This is a genomic window from Chloroflexota bacterium, assembly GCA_016197225.1.
Lineage (GTDB): Bacteria > Chloroflexota > Anaerolineae > Anaerolineales > VGOW01 > VGOW01.
Genome location: JACPWC010000114.1, coordinates 102,976 through 125,848 on the forward strand (window position 1 = coordinate 102,976; position 22,873 = coordinate 125,848).

Sequence of the window (22,873 nt, forward strand, 5' to 3'; positions counted from 1 at the left end):
TTGGTTATTGGTTATCAGTTATTGGCCCCGCCACCGCCAGCGCGTATCGTTCCGGGTCGAGATACCTGGCCGCCGCCGCTTGCGCGCTTTCGCGAGTGATGGCGTTGATGAGCGACGGGTAGCGGCGCAAGTAGTCGAGGCCCAGGTTGTAGAGTTCGATGCTCTCCAACATGGCGGCCACCCCTTCGTTCGTCTCCAACTGCAAGGGCAGTCGCCCCACAAAGAGCGACTTGTTGTCGGCCAGTTCAACCGGCGTCACCTTCTTTGTCGTCACTCGCTTCATCTCGCTCACGATCAACTCGACTGCCAGGTCAACGTTCTTTGGGTTTACGCCCGCCGAAATTTGCCAGGGGCCGGGGCCGATGCCGCCCGTCACCTGGCTATAAACGTAGTAGGCCAGGCCGTGCTTCTCGCGCACTACATCGCCCAGCCGCCCGTACATGCCGAACACGCCGAAGATGTTGTTGGCCATGCGCGCATCCAGAAAATCAGGGTCACTGCGTTGAGGCCCGACGCAACCCAGCATGATGTCGGACTGCGACTTGCCGGGGATGGCGATGCGCGTGCTTTTGATTTCGGGGATGCGAGGCGCGGGCGGCAGGGGAAGCCGACTCGGTTGGGATGGCATCCAATCGCCAAAATGCTTTTGCGCCAGCGCCACCGCCTCTTCGGCCTTCACCGCGCCGACGACTACGACGATCATGCCCTTCGGCCCATAATGAGCCTTGTGAAAGTTCACGATCTCCTCACGGGTGATGGTCGCAACCGTTTCGGGGTAGCCATCGTCGGCCAGACCGTAGGGATGGCCGGGATAGAGCAAATCGTCAAAGGCCATCGAGGCCATCGAACCGGTGTCGTGGGCGCGAATGGCGTAGCCGGTCATCATCTCGCCGCGCACTTTCTCCACGTGCTCAGGCGGGAAGGTCGGGCGGCGCAAAGCGTCGGCGGCCATGCCCAGCAGGAAGTCCAAATCTTCGGCCAGGGCCTTGCCGCCGAAGCCGGAGGTGTGCGTGCCGCCGCCGAACGACAGCCGCGCCCCGATGGACTCGATCTGCTCGTAGATGTCGGCGAAGGCGTAACGCTCGGTGCCGCGCATGAGGCAGGCGGCAGTAAATCGCGCCAGCCCGGACTTCTCACGCGGCTCATCGAGCGCGCCTACTTGCAAACTGCCGTCAAACACCACCGCCGGGCTGGTGAAGTTCTCGCGGGCCAGCACCACAATGCCGTTCGGCAATTCGACGCGCGTCGTGTCATCCGGGCCGGGGAGGGAGGAGGTGTCGAGGGTAGGGGCAGTAGCTCTTACTTTTGGATTTGGCGGTTTGCGATTCGCAATTGAAGATTTATTTTTCTTCGCGGGCTTAATCATGTTTGTTCTGCCCTCCACATTTTATTTCAGTCAAGTATGAAGTTTCTCAACTGTGATTTTGTCAACATGAATCGCTCCACTTCCTGGAAAATAAAGAAGGTGTATTCTCAAGTGTGGTGTTTGCGTACTTGTATAAAGCATGGAAATATCTTGCCACTCACCTTGAGGGATAACCTTTTCGGAATATCGGTTCTTTGGATTTGCAGCCAAGTCATGACACCACAACTGAATACTTGCCGAAGTTCCGGGGACTGACCGAACTCGAACTGTCACTTGGATCGTTTGTCCATAAACTAAAGAATTGACTAGATCCTTATAAGCACCACCACGACTCATATAATGGTTAGTGGCACTAAATTGAGACTCATCGCCACTTAACACCAGATAATGATCATTCCCTGTCGGCAAGGGCACATAAGAGTAATCGGTAGGCTTCCACTGCCCCCAAAAATCTAAAACCCAGCCCAAGCCGGCCGGAACGTTCTCAAAGTCATCAAAAAAGAGGATTTCTTTCCGTTCTTGCGGGATTGAAAATGGATAAGATTCCTGGAAAACTCTAGGGCCATCAAAGTCTTTCATAGTTACAAAATGCCCGCTGTACTCAAGCGATGCTATCTGTACTTTATACTCAGGCAACTGAGCAATAGGTAGCAAAGTAAAAACTATTGTCTCTTCAGGAGGCAGATTTACTCTTCGTTTAATCTTGAAATTGATTGGGTGAAATCCACGGCTGGGCACTTCTGCAATGCCAGTTATTAATATGCGGGTAATCCGCCCATGGCCCACGTTGTGAAGAGCAATTCCCAAGTAGCCAAAGTCCGTATCAGATGTTTTTAGTTTCTGTGAAGGCGCGACTCTTTTCAGATATTCTGTATTGAAGCCAACAAGCTCTTCAGGCAAATCGAATTTAGGAATAGGCAGTGGAAGAGGATCTACTGAAAGAATTGGGAAAACTTCCAGATAAGGATAGTTTTCCATATATCGCAATTGTCTCTGCTCAAGAGAGTTATAAGCAGCCGCAAGCGCTGAACTGGCAAAAGCTAACGCCGCAATCAAAACAGCAGATGTTTTTATCCAAAAAGAGCCGAAGGTTTCCCCAAGCGGCACGATTTGGGGCTGTGAAAACAGCAAGTAGAAAAAAAGCCCCATGATAACTGCAGAAAATAGCGCAAGGACTACTACAATTACCCAAAAGATTTTCTTTGAACGCTCAATGTTCATGAAGTCGTTCCAGATAAATGTCCAATGGTAGGCTTCAGACTGTAATAGAGAACATCTGGGTCTATATCTGCGCCATTATCCCAGCCAATTGTATTGCTAACAACCTTCACTGAACGGAATACCGTAATGTCGTTGAGAATCGGCTCAAAGACTGGGCCATGCAGGTATGGCTCAAGGTCAATATCCTTTTTTACACCATTGGCAAATGTGAGGCGCACGTTGAAACCATTTAGAGGTTTCACCGCCTGGGTGCGAACTAACGGCCCTAAGCGCTCCATTGGAAAATCGAGGCGATCCGCTGAATTCCCCAAATCCGTTGTCTCACTTCGGCTGATACCACCCCACCGTCCGGTTGCTCCGCGTCAGGTATTTCTGTGCCACGCGGTGAACGTCGGCCACCGTCACCTGAGTCAGGCGCTCGAGGTAGTTCTCGAACCATTCGTAGGTGTCCAGGATTTCGGCGAAGCCGTACCAGAAGCCGAGGTTGGTCACGCTCTCGGCGCTGAAGGCGAACATGGCTTTGGCTTGCTTGATGGCCTTCGCCAGTTCGGCTTCGGTCACTGGCTCGTTGAGCACGCGATCCATTTCCGCGTCGAGCGCCGTTTCAACTTCGGCCAACGTGTGGCCCTGGCGCACCGTGGCGACGATGGAAAACAGGTACGGGTCAACCGAGGCCGTCAGCCCCCCACCCACCCCGGCGGCCAATTCCGTTTCTACCAGCGCCTTGTAGAGCCGGCTCGATTTGTTCGACGTGCCGCCGCCGAAGGCGTTGAACGATCCCGCCCCGGCCAGAATCGATTCCAGGACCACCATTGGATAAAAGTCTGGATCAGTGGCGGCAGGGGCGTGGTAGGCGGCTTCGATATAAGCCGTCTTGTCCTCCCCTTCCACCATCACCCGCCGTTCCCCTTTTTGGGGCGGCTCGGGGCGAGTGAACGGTTGGATGGGCAGGCCGCGCGGGAGGCCTTCGTACAACTCTTTGATCCGCTTGAGCATCTTTTTGGCGTCGAAGTCGCCGACGACGACGGCAATGGCGTTGTTGGGCGCGTAGTAAGTGCGATAGTGGGTGTAGAGGTCGTCGCGGGTCATCGTGTGCAGATCGGCCATGTCGCCAATGGTTTCGTGGTGATAGCCGTGAACGGTGAAGGCGGTCTTGCGCACTAATTCGCTAAGTTGAAACATGGGTTCGTTTTCGGAGCCTTCGCGCTCGGAGATGATGACGGTGCGCTCCGACTCGACCTCTTTGGGCGGGAAGAGGCTGTGGGCCATGCGGTCGGCTTCGAGCCGTAGGCCGAGATCGATTTTGTCGGCGGGCATGGTCTCAAAGTAAGTCGTCCAATCAATGTAGGTCATCGCGTTCCAGGTTCCGCCGTCGCGCGACACGGCCTTGTCGAGCAGGCCGGCCGGGAACTGCTTTGTCCCTTTGAACATCATGTGCTCCACCCAGTGCGAGGCGCCGGTGAGGCCGGTGCGCTCACTGCGCGAGCCGACGCGATACCACACCCACCACGTCGTTACGGGCGTAGTGTGGGCTTCTTTGAGAATGACCGTCATCCCGTTCTTGAGCTTTGTTTTGAAAACGCCGTTTTTGCTCATGCCCCATCCTTGTCGAAAACAGAGTCTTGGCGATCATACCACAGCGACCCCCGCCCCCAGCCCCTCGCCCACGATGCACGATGAACGACACATCGCAGGAGAGGAGGATTGGGGGCGAGGCGGTATAATCCCCCCATGCCCGACTGGCTCGTTGTCGCTTCTTACTTTCTTCATTTCGTGGCCACCGTCGTGTGGGTGGGCGGCATCCTTCTCATGGCCCTCGTCGGCTACCCGGGTCTGCGGCGCGCGCTGGGGCTGGGGCCACAAAGCGGGGCCGCCATCGCCGAACTTCAACGTCGCCTGGCTCCAATGTATCTACTTTCTTTAATCACGTTAGGGCTGACCGGCCTCCTGCAAATGTCGGTCAATAGCAACTACAAGGGGTTTCTGGCTATCGGCAACCTCTGGTCAATCGCCATCCTGCTCAAGCACATCGTCTTCTTTATCATGTCGGCCATCACTGCCTATTCCATTTGGAATCTATCGCCCGCCCTCAACCGGCTGACCCTGCTCGAAGCCAAAGGCAAAGCCGGCGGCGGTGAATTGACAGCACTTCGCAACCGGGAAGAGCGGCTCAACCAACTCAACGTCGCCTGCGCCCTGATCGTGTTACTATGCACAGCCATCGCCCGCTCGGTATAATTACTCACTGTTCACAGTTCACAGTTCACTGTTCACTGCCCACTGGAGCCCCCATGCCCCCCCTCACCCACCACGAACCCCGAGTCTTCCGCAATCGCGGCGTCGAAATCGCCCTGGCCCCCCACTATGAAGAACTGGAAAAACAAACCCTGGCCGCCGTCGAGCCGCTGTGGAAGAAATTCCCCAAAGCGGCCAGGGTCTGGGAATTAATCACCCGCGACCCCGAAGTGCGCGCCAACTGGGACATGGCCGACTACCTGACCGTGACCAAACTCAACTACAACGATCACGGCGAGGCCCACGCCCGCCTGGTGGCCGCTAACAGCGTGCTGATCTATCACCTTCTGCTGGAGGCGCGAGTGATGCCCGACGTGGCCCGCTCCGGCGCGGGCGACGAGGACGACGCCTGCGCCGTCGTCGTGGCCGCCTGCCTCTTGCACGACATCGGCAACCAGGTGCACCGCCAGCAGCATGAATTGATCGGCGTCATGCTGGCCCGCCCCATTCTCGACCGTCTTCTGCCGGAAGTGTATCCCGACATTGAGCGCCGCATTGAACTCCGGGCCTTCATCCTGCACGCCATCCACGCCCACGACCTCAGCCATATGCCGCTCACCTTCGAGGCCGCTCTCGTCGCTCTGGCCGACGGCACCGACATCACCAAGGGCCGGGGCCGCACCGCTTTTGATTTGGGCAAGGTGGACATTCACTCGGTCTCGGCGCTGGCGATTGACGAAGTGCGAATTGCAAAGGGCGAACGCCACCCGGTGGAGATCACGGTGGTGATGAACAACTCGGCCGGCATCTTCCAGATCGAAGACACCCTCACCCGCCGTTTGAAGAACAGCCCTCTCGCCTCACACGTCAACATCATCGCCCTGACCCACCCCGAAGACTCCAAGAGCGACATGCGCATCATCGAGCGGCTGTCGTTGCAGAACGGCACGTTCAAGACCGAATGACAGACAAGGAGACAAGGTGAAAGGGAGACAAGGAGAACTTCAAATCACCTTGTCTCCTTGTCCCCTTGTCTCCCCTTCTTGCAAAGGGCGTTCCTAATTGTTTGAGATCCTCTTCCTCGGCACTTCCGCCTCCGCGCCTTCCGTCCATCGCGGGCTGTCGGCGCAGGTCATCATGCACAACGAGCACCGCTTCCTGGTGGACTGCGGCGAAGGCACGCAACGCCAGATTTTACAGAGCGGCGTCGGCTTCAAGCGCCTCAACCGGATTCTGATCACCCACGGCCACCTCGATCACATCCTCGGCTTGGCCGGGTTGTTGTCCACCTTCACCCGCTGGGAAGCCATTGACTATCTCGAACTCTACGCCGGCAAGTCGGCGCTGGAGCGCGTGCACGATTTGCTGTACGGCGTGGTTTTGCGCGGGGTGAAACCGCCGATGCCGATTGAATTTCGTGAGATTAAGCCCGGCCTCCTCTTCGACGAGGACGATTTCACCGTGGCTGCCTTCCCCGTCCACCATCGCGGCCCGGACTGTTTCGGATTCGCCTTTGAGGAGAAATCACGCCGCCCGTTTCTCAACGACCGGGCGACCGAGCTTGGCGTGCCGTTCGGCCCGGAGCGGAAGACGCTGGTCAACGGCCAGCCCATCACCCTGACCGACGGTCGCACCATCCGACCCGAGGACGTGTTAGGCGAAATCCAACAGGGCACAAAGTTTGTGTTTATGGCCGACGTGGGCCGCACGAACGATTTGGTGGATGTTTGCCGGGATGCCGACGGCCTGGTGATAGAAGCCACCTATCTCGACGAAGAAGCCGACATGGCCAAGCAGTTCGGCCACCTGACGGCCAAACAGGCCGCCACTCTGGCCCGCGACGCGGGTGTGAAGCAACTCTACCTCACCCACGTCTCGCGACGCTACCGCGAGCGCGACATCCTTGACGAGGCCAAAGTTATCTTCCCCAACACGGTCGTGGCCCGGGATTTTGATCAGTATAAGATTGCGCGGGAGAAATGAAGCGGGGCGGAGTGTGATGGCGCTTTAGTCAGCAGGGTTTCTCAGGGTGCGTAGTTGAGTAGGCGTCTTGTGGGTGGGAGGTTTTTCGTCTTCAGGTCTATGCTTCCATGAACCTTTTGGCAAGGACAGCCGCATTCGCTCGACGATGGCGACTTTCTCTTCCCAGGATAACGCCGCCAGCGCCAATCTTCGTTGCGCTTTGGCGGAAAAAATGCCGGAGAGGTCTGGATAGGTCTGCATAAGGCGTTATCCGTTCTCTTCCAGGAATCGCCTGCGAAAACTCTCCCACTGTGGCGTCAAGCTGTGACGCGCGACGATTTCTTCTAAAGCCGCCTTGTTGAGCGCGTTGAACTCAAAGAACTGGATTAGCCGCGCATGATCTTTGGGCCGCCCCGTTTTCAGCATGATAGCGGCCAAATGCTCCGCGCTCAAGACGCGCGTGGGTGTTGAGCCGAATTTCACCTCGACTGCTTCAGCCAACGCTTCTTCCGTCAACTCATCATAAACCGGAAGAAACTGCACCGGCCAGTCTTCGATGACAATGGCCTCGCCCTGCGGCGGGTGACCACGCTGAGTGAGATAGGTGTAGATGGGGGTGAGCGAAATCAATCCTGACGGCTCAACCGGAAGTATCACAAAGATGTCCAAGTCATAAGTTTGAACAGGCTCAATGTACCGCGTGGCGGCGATTGCTCCACCGATTGCGTAGCGTCCGATGAGGCCTTCCTGCTCCAGCTGGTTGATGACCGCCAGCGTCTTTTCCATAGCAAAAGTATACCAGCGATTGCCTAGGGGGAAATGATAGAATGACCCTATCTAGAAATCAAGGAGCAGGTAATTTGCGTCAATGTATAACCACGAACCGCCCAACTATAGTTGCCCCTTCTGCCGCATTATCAAAGCCGCAACCGTTGCCCGGCTTCCTGCCCCCCAAACCGACATAATTTATCGCTCAGAGACGGCGACTGCATTTTTAGGGCTTGGACGCTGGCCTAAGAATCCGGTTGATGTGCTGGTCGTTCCCAATCAACACCTTGAGAATCTTTATGACCTTCCTTTCAACCAGATTGGGCCTCTCCACTTGTTGACGCGAGCGATGGCTTTGGCGCTGAAGGGAGTTTATGACTGTGACGGGATTTCCACGCGACAACACAATGAACCCGCAGGCGGCCAGGATGTCTGGCATTATCACGTGCACGTCACACCGCGTTTTACCGAGGACGGGTTTTATCACAGCGGCAAGGTAGATTTTCCAGAGGCTGAACGATTAGAACACGCCGACCAGTTACGCAAATACGTTCACGCCCATCATGATGAACTTTTCAACACGTAAGATGTCTGCAAAATCACCCGCGCAATAATTTCTCCACCCTCTCACACACCGCCTCCGCCACCTCGGCCTTGCTCATCAGCGGCAGGGTCTGCGCCCCGCCGCCGGCATCAATGATCGTCACCCGGTTGGTGTCCACAAAGAAGCCGGAGTCTTTGGCGGTGACGTCGTTGGCGACGATGAGCGAGAGCTTCTTCTTCAACACTTTCTCGCGCGCGTTCTCAATCAGGTTCTGAGTCTCGGCGGCGAAACCGACGGCGATCGCCGGCTTGCCGGTTCTCTCTTTGCGCTCGGCTACAGCGGCCAGAATGTCAATCGTCTTTGTTAGTGTGAGATGGTAGCCGTCGAGTCCGCCGCGCTTGATTTTTTGCTCGGCTTCGGTCTCCGGTCTAAAGTCGGAGACGGCGGCGGCCATGATCAGCACGTCGGCATCGTCAACGGCGGCCAGCACAGCTTCGGCCATCTCGGCGGCGCTTCGCACATCCACGCGCTCGGCGCCGGTGGGTGTGGGCAGGGTGTTCGGGCCGGTGATCAGAGTCACGCTCGCGCCGCGATCCAGCGCCGCTTGCGCTATGGCAAACCCCTGCTTGCCCGACGAGTGGTTGGAGATGAAACGCACCGGGTCAATGGCCTCCTGCGTTCCCCCGGCAGTGACGACGACCCGTCGCCCCGCGAAAGGGCCGCCCGCTTGGCGGGCCAGAGCCAGGCGAATGTGTCCGATTAAGTCTCCCGGCTCCACCATCCGCCCTTTTCCCGCCAGCCCGCTCGCCATTCGTCCCTCAGCCGGGCCGACGATGATTGCGCCGCGCGCGCCCAACACTCGCAAGTTGGCCTGCGTGGCCGGGTTCTCAAACATGCCGCCGTCCATCGCCGGCGCGATGAGAATCGGACAGCGAGCCGCAAGCGCGGTAACGGTGAGCAGGTTGTCGGCCAAACCGTTGGCCAGCTTGGCAATGGTGTCAGCAGTGGCCGGGGCGATGACCAACAAGTCCGCCGACTCGGCCAGGCCGACGTGAATGATGTGAGCGTCGTCACCCCACAAGTCGGCGTGCGCTTTGCGACCGGTGACGGATTGAAAGGTAAGCGGCGAAACAAATTTGGTAGCCGCCTCTGTCAGAATAACGTCCACCTGCGCCCCGGCCTGGGTGAGCTTGCTGGCCAGGTCGGCGGCTTTATAGGCGGCGATACTTCCAGTGACACCAAGAAGTATCTTCTTCTCGCGGAAAATTGGAATCGCCGTCATCAGAGTCTACGCCTTTGGTGTCGGAGATAGACGATGACTACTGTGTCGCCTTCAAACGAGACTTGGTAAATGACTCGATAATCCCCGACGAGCAACTGACGATACTTCGCCCAACGCCGAGCCATTTGTGGGCCAAGAAAGGGAAAGAGACTCAGTTGCTCAACACGCCTGAGAATATCCTGTTGTGTCCGTTCGGGCAATTCTCGTAAAGCGCGTTTAGCCGTATCGGTCCAAAGTATCTCAACCATTGCGGCGTTTGCGAACTGCTTTGACAACATCGGCATGATGGGTCAACCGCCCGGCCTTGATGTCTGCTTCTCCCTTCTCCAGCAGTGCCAGCGCATCAGGCGCGCTTTCTTCTTCGCGCGTGGCAATCTCGCCGAGTCGCTTCTGCATATCCCTAAACTCATTAATGTCTAACAACACGGCCACAGCTTCGCCTGCCTCGGACATGACCCAACGTGGCTCCGTATTTTTTCGCTTGCGTTTAGTGCTTGTTTTCATTTTGATTCATCTCCTGTGTTGATTTTATGCCCTTTGACAAACAGCGCCAACCCCGGCCCAACTTTTTCAACCGTCTCAATTTGTACGAGACCGGCGGCGGCGAAAAGTGCTTGCGCCTCTTCAACGCTCAGGCGGCGGTTGGCTTCGGCGGCGCGCGCCCAGTTGACGAGCGAGACGCGGGCTATGCCTTCCAGCTTCTGTTCGTTCGCCTGCGCCTCGGCGGCGGCGACGGACATTTTGGGCGAGGGGTTGAGCATGGCGACGAGGCCGCCCGGTTTCACGGCGCGTGTCATTTGCCGCAAACCCGCCAGCGGATCGGGCAGAAGGAAGATGACGTTGGTCGCCAGGGCAACGTCGAAAGCGCCATCGTCAAAGCGCAAATGGCGCACGTCGCCGACTTCAAAGGTGACGTCGCTCACTTCGGTCGCCAGATATTGGGCGCGATCAATCATCAACGGATCGGCGTCAATGCCGGTCACGGTGTGGTCGTCTCGCGCCAGGTGGCGGGCGAGGCTCCCCGGCCCGCAACCCACGTCCAGCACGCGCGAGTTCGGCGGTAGGGCGACGAAGCGGGCGAAGGACTGGATGATGGCGTCCCAGCCGGGAGTGGCCTGGACTTGAGCGAAGTAATCGGCGAAGGATGGGTCAGTCATTTTGGGTCAACGGATTGAACGGATTTAGCGGATGAGCTTATTGATTTAGTTGATAGATAATTTTCAATCCATCCAGCGTCAGCCAGGGGGCGATGATTTGAATGACATCGGTTTCTTTGGCGAGCAGTTCGGCCAGGCCGCCGGTGCCGATGACTTTCATGGCCGGGCCAAGCTGGGCGCGGAAGCGGGCGACGAGGCCTTCGACCAGGCCGACGTAGCCGAACAGCAAGCCGGACTGCATGGCGTGCACCGTGTTCTTGCCAATGGCCGACGGCGGGCGAACGAGGTCAACGCGGGGCAACTTCGAGGCGCGGTGGAAGAGCGCGTCGGCGGCGATGCCGATGCCGGGCGCGATGGCGCCGCCGAGATAATCGCCGTCCGCCGAGACGGCGTCAAAGGTGGTGGCCGTGCCAAAATCCACGATGCAGGCCGGGCCGCCGTAGAGTTTGTGGGCGGCGGCCACGTCCACAATCCGGTCGGCGCCCGCTTGCCTGGGTTCGTCAATCAGAATCTTCACCCCGGTTTTCACCCCGGCGCCCACCACCAGCGGTTCACGCTTGAGATACGTCTGGCACATTTGCACCCACGTTCCGGTGAGGGGCGGAACCACAGAGGCCATCGCCACAGCGGTCACATCGTCGAGTTTCAGTCCGGCGTGATCAAACAGGCCGACGAGTTGCAGGCCGTATTCGTCCGGCATCCGTTCATGAACGGTGGACAGCCGCCAGCGCGGGCCGAGCGTGTCGCCTTCATAGAGGCCGAGGGTGATGTTGGTGTTGCCGATGTCAATTGCCAGAAACATATGATTTTGCTCCCGTTACGAACCACACGTCCATCTCGCCCTTGCCCTTCACGTTCACCGTGCCGCGCGGCTCGCAGGCGAAGTCGTCTTTGATGAGATCGTAGGTGGCGCGCGTGATTTGAATCGCGCCGCCGGCCCCGTGCGACTCCATCCGGCTGGCGGTGTTGACGGCGTCGCCCCACAAATCGTAGATGAATTTTTTGCGGCCAATCACCCCGGCCAGCACCGACCCGGAGTTGAGGCCTATGCGAAAGTCCACCGGGCGGCTGGCCTTGAACGTCTGGCTTTTGATGAAGTCGCGCATCTCCAGAGCCAGGCGCGCCAGAGCCTGGGCATGATCCGGGCGCGGGCGGGGCACACCGGCGGCCACCATGTAGCAATCGCCGACGGTCTTGATTTTCTCCAGGTTGTATTTCTCGACCAGGCCATCGAAGTGCGAGAAGATTTCGTTGAGCAGTTCCACCATCTCCACCGGGGTCATCTCGGCTGACATGGGCGTGAAGTTCACCATGTCGGCAAACAGGATACTGGCCCCGTCGTAATGATCGGCGATGGTGCGGTTCTCGTTTTTGAGGATGGCGGCGATTTCTTTGGGCAGGATATTCAACAACAGATTTTCCGACTTTTCCTGTTCGATGCGCAGAAGGCCAAGCGCCATGTTCTTTTGGCCGACGAACAAGTAGAGCAAAACGAAAGCCACGGTGGAGACGGCGGCGATATTGGCGACGAAGAAGAACAGCACCAACAGCGGCGGCAGGTTGTTGACCACGCGCACGTAAGGTTGAAGAAATCCGCTCAGAACGACGAGGCCGAGATAGGCCATAAACCAGCGCGGGGCGCGGCCCGGCTCGTCAAAGATCAGCGCGCCGAACGGGCAAATAAGCGACCATAAAATGACGGCGCTGGAGTTCACAAATCCGCCCAGGGCCGCCATGAGCAAAAACGGGAGCAAGAGGATCAGCAAAAGCTGGCTGAAACGAAAAAAGCGATATCGGCGCGTCAAGCCAAAGATGATCAGACTCAAAAAGGAGACGATGGCATAGCCCAGCGGAATTGAACCGGCGAGCGGCTCTCCAAAAAAGATGTACATCAGCCCCCACAGCGCCCCGGCGGCGATGAACATGATCGAACCGCCGACGAGCAGGGCTTTTTGCAAACGAAGATCGTCGCCGTCGTCCGGGTCTGCGCCGACGCGGCTCAACAACCCAAGAAATTTTCTCAGAACGTTTTGCATTGCTCCATCTGCGCCTCCGAGCCGGTTACCGGCCAATCACCGTGATCGCCCGTAGTATATCCCGAAAAACTGCCGAAGGAATTGCCTGGTGATTACCCACAAGTTCAGGCGCAGTTGGACTGCCGCCTGCTCCCGCAGTCCAACTGCGGGAGAAACAGACTTGTAGGTAATCACCGAAAATTGCCTCTTGACTCTCCCCTTGCAGGAGGTTGTATAACAGGATCAATCCGCGGAGACAAAACACATGCTCAAAATTGGAGACTTTTCTAAACTCAGCCGGGTGACGGTGAAGACGTTGCGCTATTACGACGAAGTGGGCTTGCTCACACCCGTTCAGGTGGACGACTTCACCGGCTACCGCTACTACTCGGCCAGCCAACTGCCACGCCTCAACCGCATTCTGGCGCTCAAAGAGTTGGGCTTCTCGCTGGAGCAGATCGGACAGGTGCTGAACGAGAATCTGTCCATCGAGCAATTACGCGGGATGCTCAGGCTGAAACGGGCCGAGGCCGAACAGAAGTTGGGAGAAGAGCAGGAACGGCTGGCGCGAATAGAAGCGCGGCTGAGACAAATCGAACAGGAGAATACCATGTCCAACTACGAAGTTGTCATCAAGAAAGTTGAAACCATTCAGGTAGCGGCCATTCGGGACATCGTCCCCGCCTATAACCAGCAGGGCGGTCTGTGGAATGAACTATACGGGCAGATCCATCCGCACCAGGCCCAGTACGCCGGGCCATGCCTGAGCCTTTATTACGACGAAGGGTACAAAGAGCGCGACGTGGACATCGAGGTGTGCCAGCCCGTGCGCGGCGCCATCCCCGTTGCCGGGCGCGTCAAGGCGCACGACCTGGCGGGAGCCAATATGGCCTCCGTGATTCACCACGGGCCGTTCACGACTATCGGCGAAGCCTACACCGCGCTCAGCCGGTGGGTCGAGGCCAACGGCTATCGCATCGTCGGCCCGGGCCGGGAGATCAACCTACAGCCGCCCGCTCAGGCCGGCCTTCAGACCGACCCCAACACTGTGACCGAGATTCAGTTCCCGGTGGAGAAGGCGTGACCCCTAACCTCGTCGGCCTTCCCCGTTTGAATTGCGAACGGGGAAGGCCGAAGCGGGAACCGAAGTTCGAACTGGCGGTTCCAGCGCAAAAAGGGCTCTACCAGATTTAACGTGAAAAAAGTTTTGGGACGCAGACGCTCTGCGCGCTGATTTTCGCTGATAAAAAACAAAATCTGCGTTCATCTGCGCGCTTTGCGTCTGCGTCCCAATTCACGCTCAAGCCGGGAGACCCGCAAAAAGTTTAGCGTTCAAACTTTCGACGAGCAGATAAACGTGGAAACGGATGCGGCACACTCGCGTCCGTTTCTACGTTTAAGCATCTGCTAAAAATCAACTGTCTCGTTTTTTAAGAGCGCAATTTTCCGCCAGTGCTATAATCATCGCCGTATTCCCTCACTGAAAATTTTTATTTGCTCAACAACATCATCCGTATAATCCGTTCAATCCGTTGACCCTTTAACGCGCATGTCTTTCGTTCATCTGCACAACCACTCTGAATACTCACTGCTCGACGGCCTGAGCAAAGTCAAAAACATGGTGGCCCAGGCCAAAGCGTTCGGCATGCCGGCCCTGGCCCTCACCGATCACGGCGCCATGTTCGGAGCGATTGAATTCTACAAAGCCTGCCGGGAGGAAGAGATCAAGCCCATCATCGGCCTCGAGGCCTACATGGCCCCGCGCGGCATGAACGACCGCGACTCGCAGAAAGACCGCAAAGCTTTCCATCTCCTCCTGCTGGCCGAGAACGAAACCGGCTATCGTAACCTGCTCCAGATCGCCACCGACTCGCAACTCAAAGGCTTCTACTATTACCCGCGCATTGATCACGATTACCTGGCCGCGCACGCCGAAGGCCTGATCTGCACCACCGGCTGTCTGGCCGCCGAGATTCCGCGCGCCCTGGTCGAAGGCCGCCACGACGAAGCCCGCAAGTGGATTGACTGGCACTACGACGTTTTCGGCAAAGACAATTTCTTCTTTGAACTGCAAGACCACGACATCGGCGAACTGCGGCAGTTGAACAAAACCCTGCTGGAGATCGCGCCGCGCTACAACGCCAACTTCGTCGCCACCAACGACGTTCACTACGTCAAGCCCGAAGATCACACTCTGCAAGACATTCTGCTCTGCATCCAAACCGGCGCGCTGGTGGCCGAAGAAAAACGGATGCGGATGACCGACCCTTCTTATTATTTGCGTTCAGCCGACGAGATGCGCCAACTCTTCGGCCACATCCCCGGCGCGGTGGAAAACACTCTGCTCATCGCCGAGCGGTGCAATGTTGACCTCGGCTTCAAGGGCTACCACCTGCCCAACTTTGAAGTGCCCGAAGGCTTCACTGCCGACAGCTACCTGCGCCACTTGTGTGAAGACGGCCTGCATAAACGCTACGGCTCGCGCGCCGACGATGCCAACATTCGCGAGCGGCTCGAATATGAACTTGGCGTGATTCACAAGATGGGGTTCGACACGTACTTTTTGATCGTGTGGGATCTCTGCCAATTCTCCGCCGCCAGCGGCATCTGGTACAACGCCCGGGGTTCAGCCGCCGGCTCCATCGTCGCCTACTGCCTGGAAATCACCCTCGTCGAACCCATCGCCTTCGACCTGATCTTCGAGCGCTTCCTCAACCCCAGCCGCATCTCCATGCCCGACATTGACCTGGACTTCCAGGACGACCGGCGGCACGAACTACTGCAATACACCGCTCGCAAATACGGCGCGGATAAAGTGGCGCAGATCATCACCTTCGGCACCCTCAAAGCCCGCGCCGCCATCCGCGACGTGGGCCGGGTGTTGAACGTGGACTTGAATCAAAAGGTTGACCCGGTCGCCAAACTCATCCCGGCCATCCCCGGCAAAGACGTGAGCATCGCTCAGGCGCTCGAAGAAGTGCCGGAGTTCAAAGCGCGATACGACGACGACCCCGAAGTCAGGCAAATGGTGGACTTCGCGCAAGGCCTGGAAGGGGTGGCCCGCAACGCGGGAACCCACGCCGCCGGCGTGGTCATCACCGACAAGCCCATCACCGAATATCTGCCCCTGCACCGCCCCACCAAAGGCGCGGGCGAGGACTCGCCCATCAGCGCCGTCACCCAGTTCGAGATGGATATCCTCGACGGCCTGGGCCTGCTCAAGGTGGACTTCCTCGGCCTGCGCACGCTGACGATCATGGCCCGCGCTTGCGAGTTCATCAAAGCGCGGCACGGCAAAGACTACAACATCAACAACATCCCCACCGACGACCCGGCCATCTACGACCTGCTCGGTCGGGGCGACGTGGCCGGCGTGTTTCAGGTGGAAGGCTCGGGCATGAGGCGCTTTTTGGTGGACATGAAACCCACCAACCTGTCGCATATCATCGCCATGGTCTCGCTTTATCGCCCCGGCCCCATTGACTTCATCCCGTCCTTCATCCGGCGCATGCACGGCGAAGAGCCGGTGGACTATCGCCACCCACTGCTCGAACCGATCCTGAACGAGACCTACGGCATCACCGTCTATCAGGAACAGATCATGCGGGCGGTGATGAACCTGGCCGGTTACACCGCCGCCGAAGCCGACAGCTTCCGCAAAGTCGTCGCCAAGAAAAAAGGCGAGGAGATGGTGAAACAGCGCGCCAAGTTTGTGGCCGGCGCGGTGCAGAACGGCATCTCCAAAGAAACGGCGGACCAGATTTTTGACGACTGGGAAACATTTGCCCGCTACGGATTCAACAAAAGCCACGCCGCCGATTACGCCGTCATCTGCGCCCAGACCGCTTTCCTGAAGGCGTACTACCCGGTTGAATACATGACCGCCCTGCTCACAGCAGAAAAGGGCGACACCGACAAGGTGGCGATGTATGCCGCCGACACCCGCCGGATGGGCATTGAAGTGAAACCGCCGGACGTGAACTACAGCGGCCTCGACTTCACGATTCAAGATCAGCCGGGCGGCAAGTCTGCTATTCGTTTTGGGCTGGGCGCGGTGAAGAACGTAGGCGAAGGGCCGGTGGCCGAGATCATGCAAGCCCGAAGCAAAGGCGGTCTGTTCAAGTCGCTGGACGATGTTTGCCGCCGGGTGGATTTGCGGGCGGTGGGCAAGCGGGCGCTGGAATGCCTGATCAAAGTGGGCGCGCTCGACTCGCTGGGCAAGCGCTCACAACTGCTGGCCGGGCTGGACAACATCGTGGCCGTGAGCAGTTCGGCCCACAAGGCCGACGAAGTCGGCCAGTTCGACTTGTTCGGCGGCGCGGGCGGCAGTCCGAGCACGGCTGTCACCCTGCCCAAAAACGTGCCCGACGCTTTGCTCAAGGACATGCGAACCTGGGAAAAGGAGTTGATGGGCGTGTACGTTTCCGACCATCCGCTCACGGCCCACCTGGCCGATATGCAGAATATCGTCACCCACTACAGCGGCGAGTTGGACGAGGCCTTGCAGAATCGTTCGGTGACGCTGGCCGGGCAGATCACCCACATCCGCCCGCACATCTCGGCTAAGAGCAACAAGCCTATGGCCTTTGTCACCATGGAAGATTTGCAAGGCTCGGTTGACCTCGTCATCTTCCCTAACACCTGGAAGGAAGTGGGCGGCTGGCTGGCTGTTGATCAGGTTGTGGTGCTGACCGGCAAAGTGGACGCCAAAGGCAAGGATGCCAAGATTTTAGTGGATTCGATTTCGCGTGAGGTGAAGGTGACGGCGGCAAGGCAGAAGTCGGAAGGCAGAAATCAGAAGGCAGAAGACAATCAAAAATCCCAAATCCCAAGTCCCAAATCCCAAGTAAGCGAGTCGCGGGCGGCTTACAATGTGGCGACGCCATCCTACAGCGACGACGATCCGTTTGCCGGCGAGGCGTTTGACCCGACCGGCGAAATTGACTCTGGCCCCGGGCCGAGGGCGAATTTGGGTGGGAACGGAAACGGAGGCGGGGAGGCGGTGACGGTTTCCCCGGCGATGACGGTGGAGGCCGCCGCCGCCGTCCCCGGAAACGGCCACGGGCCGGTCGCCGGATTTGAAATGATGATGTGGGAAGATCGCCCGTCTCTGCGAAGCAACGGCAAATCCGCGACGCGGCTGTTGGAAAGGGTCGCTCAGCCCAAAAACTCGAACGTCGAATCAGTCAACTTGACCGACGAAAGGCCGAAACGGATCGTGGTAACATTGTTCCCGACGGGCGAAGTTGAGAAGGATAGACTGCGCGTCAAGCGGGTGTACGACACCTTTGTGAGCCACCCCGGGCGCGACCGGTTTGTGCTGGTGGTGTACGAGCCGGACGGACGGCACTTTGAACTGGAGTTCTACGACGTTTCGACTCACTTCTGCGACGAACTGCAAAGGCGGCTCTATCTCTTTGTCACCCCGGACGTGATTGACGTTCAACTGCTCGCCTGAAATTTTCCGGCAGGATTACGATATGAATTGCATTGGGATTCTAACAAGCGGCGGCGATGCGCCGGGCATGAACGCTTGCGTGCGGGCCGTGGTGCGCACGGCCATGGCCCATCATTTGCAGGTCAAGGCGGTAATGCAGGGCTTCGACGGCGTGGTGCACTGTAACTTTCAGGACATGCGCGCCCGCGATGTAGGCGGCATCATCCAGAAGGGCGGCACAATTTTGCAGACGGCGCGGTGCAAGGAGTTTTACACGCCCGAGGGCCAGGACATGGGCCTGAAGAATCTGCGCTACGGCGGCATTGACGGCCTGATCGTGATCGGCGGCGACGGTTCGATGCGCGGGGCGATGGCTCTGCACGAGCGCGGCTTTCCGGTGATGGGCGTCCCGGCCAGCATTGACAACGACATTTGGGGCACGAACATGGCGATTGGCGTGGACACGGCCCTGAACACGATTGTGGAAGCGATTGACAAACTGCGCGATACGGCCTCCAGCCACAAGCGCGCCTTTCTGGTGGAGACGATGGGCCGCCACTGCGGCTACCTGGCCCTGATGAGCGGCGTGATCGGCGGGGCGGAGATGGTGATGATCCCCGAAGTGGATACACCGATGGAAGATGTGGCCGACACCATTACCGAAGCTTACGTGCGCGGCAAGAGCCACGCCATCATCCTGGTGGCCGAGGGCGCGAGCCACAATGCGTCGCAAGTTGCCGCCTACCTGGCCGAACACGCCCCGCTCCTGCAAACGCGGGTGACGATCCTGGGCCACATTCAGCGCGGCGGGCGGCCCACCGCCTTTGATCGTCTATTAGCGGCGCGGTTCGGCGTGCTGGCCGTCGAGTCGCTCATCAAAGGCGAGGGCGGCAACATGGTGGCTCTGGACGGGCGCGAGATTTCGCTCGTGCCGCTGGGCGAAGTGACTTCCCGCAAACGCGGGGCCAATTTGGATTATTATAGGATGGCGAAGATGTTAGCGAAGTAAACAAAGCCGCCTGCTATAATTCCCCCACCTCATTAGCCCCTTCAATGCCAAGAACTGAAAGGCGTGAACATGGCTAAAAGACACTCGTCAGGAACTTCGCCATGCAGATCGCCAAACACAAAGTCGTCACCATCAACTACACCCTGACCGATGATGAAGGCAAGGTCATTGACAGTTCAAAAGGTGGCGAGCCGCTGGCCTACATTCAAGGCATTGGCAATCTCATCCCCGGCCTGGAGGCGGCGCTCGAAGGCAGGTCTTCGGGCGACACGCTGGCTGTCTCGATCTCGCCCGAAGACGGTTATGGCCTGCGCGACGAGGCCATGATGCAAGTCGTCGCCCGCGACACGTTCAACAGCGCAGATGAGTTGGAGATTGGGATGCGGTTCCGGGCGCAGTTGGAAGGCGGGACTCACGTCTTCACCGTCGTCGGTGTTGACGGCGACGAGGTGACGATTGACGGCAACCACCCGCTGGCCGGCATGACGCTCAACTTCGACGTGGCGGTGGTGGACGTTCGTGAAGCCACTGCTGAAGAGTTGAGCCACGGCCACGCGCACGGGCCGGACGGCCACGGGCATTAAAGGTCATCCTCATGCAAGCCAAAACCAAACTCGGCCCTCACCTTCTCCTGCAAGGCAACTCCGACGCCACGTTCTGGATTCAAAACGCCCGGCCCTCGGTCGTCAAGCTGGTGGACACCGGCATCCCTGGCGAGTTCATCAATCAGGCTGATCAAACGATCTGGATCGGGCGAAAAGCGGAAACCGTCTTCGACCCCAACCACCCGGCCGGCGGCGGGTTCTCGAACGATCCCGTCGAGGCGGCGGGGCAATACGTCACCCGCTTTCTTGATCGGGCCATCCGCGCCGAGCCATTGATTCAGTGTTGGGAGTTGAACAACGAGCCGGTCATCACCGACCCGACTCGCATGGCCTGGTTCGCCCGCTTCCTGGCTCGCGGCGCGCAAATCCTGCGCGAGACTTACAACAAAACGGCGGTGCTGGGCTGTTGGTCGGTGGGCAACCCCGACTTTCCGCTGTGGGCGCAATACGGCCCTGCGCTCGAGGCCGCTCGAACTTACGGCGCATTGCTTGGCCGCCACGCTTACGCCGGGCCGGATCAATCCACCTGGAGCTTTTTGCTTCTGCGCCACCGCGAAGACAATGCCCGCTTTGCGGCGCTGGGCTTCCCGAACATGCCGCTGGTCATTACCGAGTGCGGAGCCGACGCCGTGCCGTTCGGCACTCCACAAGGCAAACCGTGGCGGGAATTGTACGGCGACGACGCTCGGCGGTACGCGAACGAAATTCTGATCCCGTTTGAAGCTGAACTCCTGCGCGACTCTTACGTGCTGGGGGCGACGGTCTTCACTTATGGCTTCAACTGGGAACGGCACACCTTGAACGGAGCGGACGCGGGCCGCCAGATCGCAACCCAAGTCGGCGGGCGAGCGCCGTTCACGGTGAACCTGCCGACTCCAGGCGGGACGCCGCCACCGCCTGACGAGCCGCCTCCAACCCCGGCCCCGACTGGCGACATGAAAATTCTCAATCTCAAGCAACTTCAAGCGTTAGTCATCCAGCTCGAGGAAAGCCTTCAAGCCCTGCAAGCCGGCCTCGACGACGTGAAACGCATCGTGCCGCTCTACGAAGCCGAAGCTCTGCGTGACCTGACTCTGCGCGACGAGAACGGGGCCGGCCAGGGAATCGTCAAAGCGGGTCAACGCGTTTTTGTGTATGCCGGGCCGCTCGACATCGGCGGCTTCACCCGCCGGGCCGCCATCGCGCCGCTCCAAAACCGCCCTTTGCTAAATGTGTGGCTGGGCGAGAGCGACGAGCCGGGCCAGGCGACGTTGAAGCGGCTTTGAGACGGTCATGCCCCTCACCCTCCGCCCGGCCACCCAGGACGACGAAAAGAAAATCAAAACCCTCATCCATCAAACCGGCATCAACCCGATGAATTTAGACTGGGAGCGGTTTATTGTGGCTGAAGACAGCGGCGAGTTTGTGGGGTGTGGTCAGCTCAAGCCGCATAAAGATGGGGCGCTAGAGCTGGCGTCACTGGCAGTGACACCAGAGCGACAGGGCGCGGGCATCGGCGCAACGCTGATCAAAGCGCTCATTGAAAGAGCGCCCGGCGAGCTATACCTCACCTGCCGGGATAAGCTTGTGACGTACTATCAACGTTTTGGGTTTGAAAAGATTGGGCTGGAGACCATGCCGCGCAGTTTCAAGGTCATCTACCGGGCAAGCCGGATTCTTTCAAAGATAGCGGGCGAAGGCATTAGTGTGATGCGCCGAGGCGGATAAAAGTTCGCGCCGAAGTTCAACTTCGGCGCGAATGGTATACGCTTAGAACGAAGCTATCGCTTCTGCTCCCCAACCGCATCCTTCGCGAAGCATCCCGGCGGGACGCGGTTGGCCCGAAGGGGCCTGCGAGGACACGGGCGAAGAGCAATTTTCAAACAAGCTCTTAGAACGAAGCCACCGCTTCACTCAGGTTATGGTGCACCTCAAGGAAAGTGTCGAACCCGGCCAGGCGCAGGGCTTCTGCGACTCGTGAGTTGGGGCCATTGAGCTTGAGGTTGGGCGATTTGTAGGAGCCGTCGCGCAGGCCCTGATTCATTTTGGCCGCTTCTTCCGGCGGCAGTTCATCGCGAAGCAGTTTGAAAATCTGGCTGATGGCGCGAAACCCGGCGGAACTGATGTAGGAAACATCGGTCAGGTCAATCAGCACGTTTCGCGCCCCGTCATGAAAAACCTTTTCGCCCGCCGCCTGAAAAGCGTCGTAAGTTGAAGCGTCCACGCTCCCTTTGACCCGAATCACGGTCACCGGCACCCGCCCCGTTTGCTGAAACACTTGAATGTCCATCTGGCCCTCCTGAACCGTCGTCGCCAACCGGCGCCGATTAGGGCTGATTATCGTCCGGAATCAGGAACGCGCAAGCGCCACGCTATTTGTATTCGTAGAATCCGCGCCCGGTCTTGCGGCCCAGGTAACCGGCGTCCACCATGCGGACGAGAAGCGGGCAAGGCCGGTATTTGTCGTCGCCCAAATCGCGGTGAAGGACTTGCATCACGTACAGCACCACGTCCAGGCCGATCAGGTCGCACAGGGTGAGCGGCCCCATCGGATGATTCATGCCCAGCTTCATCACCGCGTCAATCGCCTCGCGCGTGCCCACGCCTTCCATCAACGCATAAATCGCCTCGTTGATCATCGGGCACAAAATACGGTTAGAGATGAAGCCCGGCGAGTCGTTGGCTTCCACCGGCGTCTTGCCCAGCTTCTGGCTCAACTCAACCACCGCCGCCGTCGTCTCGTCCGACGTCCCCAGCCCGCGAATGATCTCGACCAGCGTCATCAGCGGCACCGGGTTCATAAAGTGCATGCCGATCACTTTGTCGGGCCGCCGGGTGGCCCCGCCGATTTTGGTGAGCGAGATGGACGACGTGTTGGAGGCCAGAATCGCTTCCGGGCGGGCCAGTGAATCAAGGTCGCGGAAAATTTTGAGTTTAAGTTCCGGGTTCTCGGTGGCCGCTTCAATGACGATGTCGGCCTCACGGGCCGCCTCCAGTTCCCCGGCAGTGGCGATGTCCCCCAGCGCCGACGCTTTTTGTTCAGCCGTCAACCGCCCCTTTTCCGTCAGCCTGCTCAACGACTTCTCAATCGTCGCCAACCCCTTTTCCAGCGCCGCCGGCAGAACGTCAATCATCGTCACTTTGTAGCCCGACGTGGCGCATACCTGGGTGATGCCGTTGCCCATCGTGCCTGCGCCAATAACGGCAATATGTTGAATGTTCATAATTTTGCTCAGACGATGGACGACAGACGAACGACGAACGCTTCGCACCTTCGTCCATCGTCTATCGTC

The 22,873-nt window shown here is 58.6% G+C and carries 24 protein-coding genes; 10 read left to right on the forward strand and 14 right to left on the reverse strand.

The window, feature by feature from the left end; translation table 11 throughout:
- Positions 1-4: 4 nt before the first annotated feature.
- Genes HYZ49_18815 through HYZ49_18830 form a run of 4 tightly spaced genes read right to left on the reverse strand, consistent with a single transcriptional unit; the run spans position 5 to position 4,183 of the window.
- On the reverse strand, positions 5-1,366 hold the full coding sequence (locus HYZ49_18815) for an insulinase family protein (GenBank protein MBI3244336.1): 1,362 nt from the start codon (positions 1,364-1,366) through the stop codon (positions 5-7).
- Between the two features lie 30 nt (positions 1,367-1,396).
- Positions 1,397-2,587 carry a hypothetical protein gene (locus tag HYZ49_18820; protein ID MBI3244337.1) on the reverse strand — a complete coding sequence of 397 codons (1,191 nt, stop codon included), beginning with the start codon at positions 2,585-2,587 and terminating at the stop codon, positions 1,397-1,399.
- A complete protein-coding gene (locus tag HYZ49_18825; GenBank protein MBI3244338.1) occupies positions 2,584-2,865 on the reverse strand; it encodes a DUF2442 domain-containing protein in 282 nt (93 codons plus the stop codon). Before HYZ49_18825 ends, HYZ49_18820 begins: the two co-directional genes overlap by 4 nt.
- Positions 2,866-2,908: 43 nt before the next feature.
- Entirely contained in the window at positions 2,909-4,183 is a 1,275-nt protein-coding gene (locus tag HYZ49_18830) for an insulinase family protein (GenBank protein ID MBI3244339.1), read from the reverse strand.
- Between the two features lie 135 nt (positions 4,184-4,318).
- On the opposite strand from HYZ49_18830, the gene HYZ49_18835 reads away from it, so the two are divergent.
- The 3 genes from HYZ49_18835 to HYZ49_18845 all read left to right on the forward strand — a co-directional run bounded on the left by HYZ49_18835 (position 4,319) and on the right by HYZ49_18845 (position 6,805).
- Positions 4,319-4,825 carry a hypothetical protein gene (locus HYZ49_18835; GenBank protein ID MBI3244340.1) on the forward strand — a complete coding sequence of 169 codons (507 nt, stop codon included), beginning with the start codon at positions 4,319-4,321 and terminating at the stop codon, positions 4,823-4,825.
- Positions 4,826-4,878: 53 nt separating this feature from the next.
- Positions 4,879-5,787, forward strand: coding sequence for an HD domain-containing protein (locus HYZ49_18840; GenBank protein MBI3244341.1), 909 nt, complete (start codon positions 4,879-4,881; stop codon positions 5,785-5,787).
- A gap of 97 nt (positions 5,788-5,884) precedes the next feature.
- Entirely contained in the window at positions 5,885-6,805 is a 921-nt protein-coding gene (locus HYZ49_18845) for a ribonuclease Z (GenBank protein MBI3244342.1), read from the forward strand.
- Positions 6,806-6,829: 24 nt separating this feature from the next.
- Here HYZ49_18845 and HYZ49_18850 read toward each other — a convergent pair whose 3' ends face one another.
- Together HYZ49_18850 and HYZ49_18855 are read right to left on the reverse strand one after the other, a co-directional pair.
- Positions 6,830-7,045, reverse strand: a complete 216-nt coding sequence (locus tag HYZ49_18850; GenBank protein ID MBI3244343.1) for a hypothetical protein — start codon at positions 7,043-7,045, stop codon at positions 6,830-6,832.
- 6 nt (positions 7,046-7,051) lie between these two features.
- Entirely contained in the window at positions 7,052-7,570 is a 519-nt protein-coding gene (locus tag HYZ49_18855) for a hypothetical protein (GenBank protein ID MBI3244344.1), read from the reverse strand.
- Positions 7,571-7,652: 82 nt separating this feature from the next.
- On the opposite strand from HYZ49_18855, the gene HYZ49_18860 reads away from it, so the two are divergent.
- Entirely contained in the window at positions 7,653-8,138 is a 486-nt protein-coding gene (locus tag HYZ49_18860) for an HIT family protein (protein ID MBI3244345.1), read from the forward strand.
- Positions 8,139-8,151: 13 nt separating this feature from the next.
- Here the strand turns inward: HYZ49_18860 and coaBC are convergent, their stop codons facing one another.
- Genes coaBC through HYZ49_18890 form a run of 6 tightly spaced genes read right to left on the reverse strand, consistent with a single transcriptional unit; the run spans position 8,152 to position 12,571 of the window.
- Positions 8,152-9,378, reverse strand: a complete 1,227-nt coding sequence (gene coaBC, locus HYZ49_18865; GenBank protein ID MBI3244346.1) for a bifunctional phosphopantothenoylcysteine decarboxylase/phosphopantothenate--cysteine ligase CoaBC — start codon at positions 9,376-9,378, stop codon at positions 8,152-8,154.
- On the reverse strand, positions 9,378-9,626 hold the full coding sequence (locus HYZ49_18870; GenBank protein ID MBI3244347.1) for a type II toxin-antitoxin system RelE/ParE family toxin: 249 nt from the start codon (positions 9,624-9,626) through the stop codon (positions 9,378-9,380). Before HYZ49_18870 ends, coaBC begins: the two co-directional genes overlap by 1 nt.
- Positions 9,619-9,882: a hypothetical protein gene (locus tag HYZ49_18875; protein MBI3244348.1), complete on the reverse strand. Its 264-nt coding sequence runs from the start codon at positions 9,880-9,882 to the stop codon at positions 9,619-9,621. The genes HYZ49_18870 and HYZ49_18875 overlap by 8 nt, the downstream gene beginning before the upstream one ends.
- Positions 9,879-10,535: a class I SAM-dependent methyltransferase gene (locus HYZ49_18880; protein MBI3244349.1), complete on the reverse strand. Its 657-nt coding sequence runs from the start codon at positions 10,533-10,535 to the stop codon at positions 9,879-9,881. Before HYZ49_18880 ends, HYZ49_18875 begins: the two co-directional genes overlap by 4 nt.
- 37 nt (positions 10,536-10,572) lie before the next feature.
- Positions 10,573-11,337, reverse strand: a complete 765-nt coding sequence (locus HYZ49_18885; protein MBI3244350.1) for a type III pantothenate kinase — start codon at positions 11,335-11,337, stop codon at positions 10,573-10,575.
- Positions 11,321-12,571 carry an adenylate/guanylate cyclase domain-containing protein gene (locus HYZ49_18890; protein ID MBI3244351.1) on the reverse strand — a complete coding sequence of 417 codons (1,251 nt, stop codon included), beginning with the start codon at positions 12,569-12,571 and terminating at the stop codon, positions 11,321-11,323. The genes HYZ49_18885 and HYZ49_18890 overlap by 17 nt, the downstream gene beginning before the upstream one ends.
- Before the next feature lie 244 nt (positions 12,572-12,815).
- Here HYZ49_18890 and HYZ49_18895 point away from each other — a divergent pair, with 244 nt between their 5' ends.
- From HYZ49_18895 to HYZ49_18920, 6 genes are all read left to right on the forward strand, one after another.
- A complete protein-coding gene (locus HYZ49_18895) occupies positions 12,816-13,634 on the forward strand; it encodes a MerR family transcriptional regulator (protein MBI3244352.1) in 819 nt (272 codons plus the stop codon).
- A gap of 465 nt (positions 13,635-14,099) precedes the next feature.
- Complete coding sequence (locus HYZ49_18900) at positions 14,100-18,008, forward strand: DNA polymerase III subunit alpha (protein MBI3244353.1); 3,909 nt, start codon at positions 14,100-14,102, stop codon at positions 18,006-18,008.
- Positions 18,009-18,030: 22 nt separating this feature from the next.
- Positions 18,031-18,996: a 6-phosphofructokinase gene (pfkA, locus tag HYZ49_18905; GenBank protein MBI3244354.1), complete on the forward strand. Its 966-nt coding sequence runs from the start codon at positions 18,031-18,033 to the stop codon at positions 18,994-18,996.
- Positions 18,997-19,097: 101 nt separating this feature from the next.
- Positions 19,098-19,580, forward strand: coding sequence for a peptidylprolyl isomerase (locus tag HYZ49_18910; protein ID MBI3244355.1), 483 nt, complete (start codon positions 19,098-19,100; stop codon positions 19,578-19,580).
- A gap of 11 nt (positions 19,581-19,591) precedes the next feature.
- Entirely contained in the window at positions 19,592-20,866 is a 1,275-nt protein-coding gene (locus tag HYZ49_18915) for a hypothetical protein (GenBank protein MBI3244356.1), read from the forward strand.
- Between the two features lie 7 nt (positions 20,867-20,873).
- The gene (locus HYZ49_18920; GenBank protein MBI3244357.1) at positions 20,874-21,308 is read left to right on the forward strand and encodes a GNAT family N-acetyltransferase; all 435 of its coding nucleotides are present in this window, start codon (positions 20,874-20,876) and stop codon (positions 21,306-21,308) included.
- Between the two features lie 163 nt (positions 21,309-21,471).
- Here the strand turns inward: HYZ49_18920 and HYZ49_18925 are convergent, their stop codons facing one another.
- On the reverse strand, positions 21,472-21,870 hold the full coding sequence (locus HYZ49_18925; GenBank protein ID MBI3244358.1) for an STAS domain-containing protein: 399 nt from the start codon (positions 21,868-21,870) through the stop codon (positions 21,472-21,474).
- 82 nt (positions 21,871-21,952) lie between these two features.
- Positions 21,953-22,804: a 3-hydroxybutyryl-CoA dehydrogenase gene (locus HYZ49_18930; GenBank protein MBI3244359.1), complete on the reverse strand. Its 852-nt coding sequence runs from the start codon at positions 22,802-22,804 to the stop codon at positions 21,953-21,955.
- Positions 22,805-22,873: the final 69 nt, after the last annotated feature.